The organism is Mycobacterium sp. (assembly GCF_025965855.1).
In the GTDB taxonomy this organism is placed as follows: Bacteria; Actinomycetota; Actinomycetes; order Mycobacteriales; family Mycobacteriaceae; genus Mycobacterium.
Genome location: NZ_JAOPWB010000236.1, coordinates 1 through 4,514, shown reverse-complemented (window position 1 = coordinate 4,514; position 4,514 = coordinate 1). Strand labels below are relative to the sequence as shown.

The following is a 4,514-nucleotide window of genomic DNA, read 5'->3' as shown; positions in this document are numbered from 1 at the left end:
CTCCGGCCACGGCGGGCTGTCGCGAACGCTGCTGAAGATGCATCCCACCGCCCACGTCACGGTCACCGACCTCGAGCCCACGTCGGTGGCCGCCATCGCCGCCGGTGACCTTGGCAGGCACCCGCGCGCGGTGGTCCGCGAGATGGACGCCACCGCCATCGACGCGCCCGATGGAGACTACGACCTCGTCGTGTTCGCGCTGTCCTTGCACCACCTGCCGCCGCCGCTGGTCGCCCGACTGTTCGCCGAAGGCACCCGCGTCGCCGACAAACTGCTGATCATCGAGGGGCCGCGCTCGCCGTCATTACTGCACATCCTGAAGTTGGCGTTGATGCTGCCGTTGGCGATGGTGGTTCCGGTCTTGCACGACGGGGTCATCGCCTCGCTGGGTGCCTACAGCCCGTCGGCGCTGCGGGCATTGGCCCGGTACGCCGACCCGGCGATCACCCTTGAGCTGCGCAGGAGTGCTTTCAGTCTCCCCTACCAGATCGTGGTGGCCCACCGGTAAAACTGTTAGATCCCGAATTAGAGCCCTACAACGTCGAATTCAAGACTCAGTTGACGAACGGATCACGCACCGCGATCCCCTCGAACTTGCGGAAGTCTCGGTCGTGACTGCAGATCCTGGAGATGCCGTGCTGGCGTATGAGCGCAACGAGGTTGGTCCGGCATATCCAGAAGGTAACTTCGGTGTGGACACGTTCCCGGCTGCGACACAGCACAGCGACACCGGCGTCTGGCGCAGGTTAAAAGGTTCTTCAGCCAATCGGTGTTGGCTTTGACAAAGGCACTCCATCACCGATGGTTCCCCATCCCGTCCGCAGACCGTCCGCAGTAGAGCTGACAACCGCTTTCATTAGCCAACACAACCAACACTCTGACCTGCACCGTTACAACGCCGCCAACACAGCTAAACGCTACAAACGCCCAGATAACAGAATCCGGCTTACAGGCCAACTCGTCCGCCCACCGCCAAATCGCGCTCTCAGCGCACCGCCTTGGCGAGTTTGCGCAGCGCGTCGTCGAGCTGCTGACGGCACCGCTCGGCCAGGTCGGCCTCCTGCTGGTACAGCAGCCCGTAGGTGAAGGTGTCCTCGCCGGCCGTGCGCGCGGCCTCGGCCTGGTGACTCAGGTGTTCGCGGCTGACGACGCTGTCCTGGTGATCGCCCAGCAGCGTCTGGACGACCTTCGCCTGCTCCGACACCTGCGTGGCGCCCGTGGCGGCCGCGGTGTAACGAAGCCGCTTGGCGCGCTTGCGAATTCGGTGCAGCGCCAGGTCGCGCTCGTGCTCGTCCCCGACTTCCAGCTGGGCGGCGGCCTTGGCGGCCTTGCGGACCTTCCGGTAGGCGGCGTCGAGGGTGACCGGCGCCGGCTCCTCGCCCGAAACGGCGGCCGGAATTTCGGCCACCCACGCGTCGAGGGCGTCGAGCAGGCGAAAGTAGCGCTGCGACCGCATCGCGGTCAGCGACCGGCGCAACCCGGTCCGGTAGCGGCGACGGGCCCCGTCGACGAGACGCTCGCGGATGCGTCCGCGCACGAGTTCGGGTGGCAGGTTGTCCAACGCCTGCTGGTAGCGCTCGGCCAAGACCTCGGCGTCCCGGGCCCCGCCCAGCACATTGCCCAGCTCGCGGAGCTCGTCGAGGAGCCACGCGTTCTCGGACAATCCGAACGAGTCCTGGGAGTCGGCCAGCAGGCTGCGGATTTTCCGGATGGTCACCCGCATCTGGTGCACGGCGTCATGGGCGTCGGCCCGAACCGCCCGATCCCACACCAACAGCTCGCCGACCTGCTCCGCCACCGCCCGGTGCATCGGGTCGGCCGGCTCCGCCGTCCCGTCGGGCCGCGCCGTCGTGCCGAGCACGCGGGCCAGCTTGGAGGCGTGACCGGCGGGCGCGGCACCGGCGTCGAGCAGCCGATTGCTCAACCGGCTCAGCAGCTCGGTGTCGGCGGCCCCATTGCCTTCGACAAGCTCCAGTTCCCACTCGCGCCACTCCTGTCGCGCGGGATCTGCGCCGGAGTCCGCGGCCGCCCACGCGGTGACGTGGTCGTTGCTGAACTCCGCCAGCGCCGCCCCGTCCGCGCCATACAGCACCTGGGTTTCGCGCTCGGTGCCGATGCGCGCAACGGGTTCGAGCGGGCGTTCGCGGACGATCGCCAGGACGACATCGCGCAACTCGCTCGGCACGGTGCCTTGCTCCGACGCGTCCAGCGGTGCACCAACCTCGGTGCGCGCGTCGGGGCCGGACGGCAACTTCAGGTGCCAGCCCGCGTCGTGACCGCCGGTGCGGCGGCGCAGGGTGATCTTGTTGCGCGCCAGGTCCTGCGTCGGCGTGTCGAAATACGTCGCGTCCAGCGATTCGACCGGCGACTTGTCGACGTGAGCGACCGCGGCGATGCCTTCGAACGACGGTGACACCGTGGACTCCACGACGTCGAACTTGCGCTCCACCTCCAGATGACGCGAGGTTTTCTGCGCTTTTACCGGCATTCTCGGCTCCATCAAGGCGGCGTGGTGGGCAACCCATAGGGTGCCATATCTCGGTGCCTACTGGTTGAGATGCATCGCCCTGCCGGTCAGCTGACGAATCGTCTGGATTTCGCTGTCTTGGAACGGCCGTCCGTTGGGTCGCAACAGGTCATGGAACCACACGTCCGGAATCGATGCGTACGGGTGATCCCACGAGTCCCAGGGGTAGTAGGTCTGCGTCTTCCCCGCGACGAGTCCCCAATTGAGTGCACCAACCTTGTGGCGCTTGGCAATTGGCAGGATATCCGCAACGGTGCTGCCTAACGGCCGGGCCAGGTACTCGGTGCAGAGAATCGGTCGGTCCTGCGAGGCGAGCTGGTCGATGCGGTTCTCGAAGTCCGCCGGCCCGCCGTAGGAGTGGAATGTGAGGACGTCGGAGTTGCCGAGCTGAATGTCGGCGACGGCGCTGGTGCTTCCGGCGTCCGGCCATTCGCCCTGCCACACGGCACTCGTCAGTGGTTGAACGGGATCAACCGAACGTGCCCACGCGAACACCTGCGGAAGCATGTCCGCGACCAGCTGCTCCTTGTCCGGCCGCTCGACGGACGCATAGTGGCGCGAGGGATTGTCGGGCTCGTTCCACAGGTCCCAACCCAAAACCCGGTCGTCGTTGCGGAATTGGGTCAGCACCCCGGTCACGTATGCACGCAGGGGATCGAGGTAGCCGCGGTCGTCGAGGCGTTCGGCGCCCGGACCTTGCACCCAGCCCGAGTTATGCACGCCTGGGGTCGGGGCGCGCTGCGGGCCCACTTTCGGGAACGGATCCCAGCAGGAGTCGAACAAGACGAAGAGCGGCTTGATGCCGTGGTCGGCCGCGATGGCAACGAACTGGGCGAGACGGCCCTGGAACCCGCGGTAATCCTGGGCCCAGAGCTGATCGTGCAGGAACACCCGCACGGCGTTGAATCCGGCGGACCGAGCCCAGCCCAACTCGACATGGATGCGCAGGGGGTCGAAGGTTTCGGGCTGGAACATCTCCAGCTGGTTGATGGCGGTGGACGTGACGTAGTTGGCGCCGACGAGCCAGCCTTGCGCCCGGTACCAGCGGTCGGCGCGCTCGGGTGACCACCGGCTCGAGTCGGGGAGCGGTTGTGCGGCGGCGCGCGGCACCCGGGTCAGGGCGGCGCCGCCCGCCAGTAGCAGCGGCAACGCCAAGACCGTTCGGCGGTGCACGAGGCCACCACGATTGCTGCCGACGATGTCTTCAACCCCGCTCACGAACCCCGATCGCCCATGGGAGCAACCCTACCAGCGGTGTCACACAACGATTTTCAGCGGTTGTTCGGCGGTCTTCAGCAACCTCTGGCGCGACCGGGACCGACCCCTCAAGCGGGAGAAAGCGCTGGTCGCGGTCCTCTCGGCGAAGGAGCCTTTAGAACCTTTAGAAGCAGTGCTCCTCGGCGGGGAATGCGCCATCGGCCACCTCTTGGGCGTACTGCGTTGCGGCCGTACGCAATTCGGCTCCGATGTCGGCGAACCGCTTGACGAAGCGAGCGGGCTTGCCGCCGCTCAGACCGGCCATGTCCTGCCAGACCAAGACCTGGGCGTCGCAGTTGGGACCGGCCCCGATCCCGACTGTCGGAATCGTGAGCTTGCCGGTGATCTGGGTGGCCAACTCCGCCGGCACCATCTCCATCACGACCGAAAACGCCCCGGCCTCGGCGACGGCGATCGCGTCGGCGACGGTATGTTCGGAGGCGTCGCCGCGGCCCTGCACCCGGAAGCCGCCGAGGCTGTTCACGCTTTGCGGCGTGAAGCCGATGTGCGCCATCACCGGGATGCCCGCCGCGGTCAGGCAGGCGATCTGTTCGGCCACCCGCTCACCGCCCTCGAGCTTGACGGCATGCGCGCCGCCCTCCTTCATGAACCGGGTGGCGGCGGCCAGCGCGGCGGCCGGGCCGGCCTCGTAGCTGCCGAACGGCAGGTCGGCGACGACCATCGCGTGCTGGGCACCCCGCGCCACGCCGCGCGCCAGCGGGATGAGTTC

At 67.4% G+C, this 4,514-nt stretch carries 4 protein-coding genes and 1 pseudogene; 1 reads left to right on the top strand and 4 read right to left on the bottom strand.

The window, feature by feature from the left end; all coding sequences use genetic code 11:
- A partial coding sequence (locus tag JWP83_RS20025; protein WP_297733575.1) for a class I SAM-dependent methyltransferase occupies positions 1–508 on the top strand: 508 nt, incomplete at its 5' end.
- A 46-nt stretch (positions 509–554) separates the two neighbouring features.
- On the opposite strand, the pseudogene JWP83_RS20020 reads toward JWP83_RS20025, so the two are convergent.
- The 4 genes and pseudogenes from JWP83_RS20020 to panB form a co-directional block, all read right to left on the bottom strand.
- Positions 555–662 (bottom strand): annotated as a pseudogene (locus JWP83_RS20020) (type II toxin-antitoxin system VapC family toxin); the annotation flags it as partial.
- Between the two features lie 323 nt (positions 663–985).
- Positions 986–2,488, bottom strand: coding sequence for a CYTH and CHAD domain-containing protein (locus JWP83_RS20015; RefSeq protein ID WP_297733573.1), 1,503 nt, complete (start codon positions 2,486–2,488; stop codon positions 986–988).
- Between the two features lie 57 nt (positions 2,489–2,545).
- Positions 2,546–3,700 carry a cellulase family glycosylhydrolase gene (locus JWP83_RS20010; protein WP_297733577.1) on the bottom strand — a complete coding sequence of 385 codons (1,155 nt, stop codon included), beginning with the start codon at positions 3,698–3,700 and terminating at the stop codon, positions 2,546–2,548.
- A gap of 208 nt (positions 3,701–3,908) precedes the next feature.
- On the bottom strand, positions 3,909–4,514 hold a 606-nt coding region (gene panB, locus JWP83_RS20005; RefSeq protein WP_297733571.1), incomplete at its 5' end, for a 3-methyl-2-oxobutanoate hydroxymethyltransferase.

Coding starts and splice junctions, on each gene's coding strand:
- JWP83_RS20015 (WP_297733573.1), bottom strand. CDS start 2,488: ATGCCGGTAAAAGCGCAGAAAACCTCGCGTCATCTGGAGGTGGAGCGC.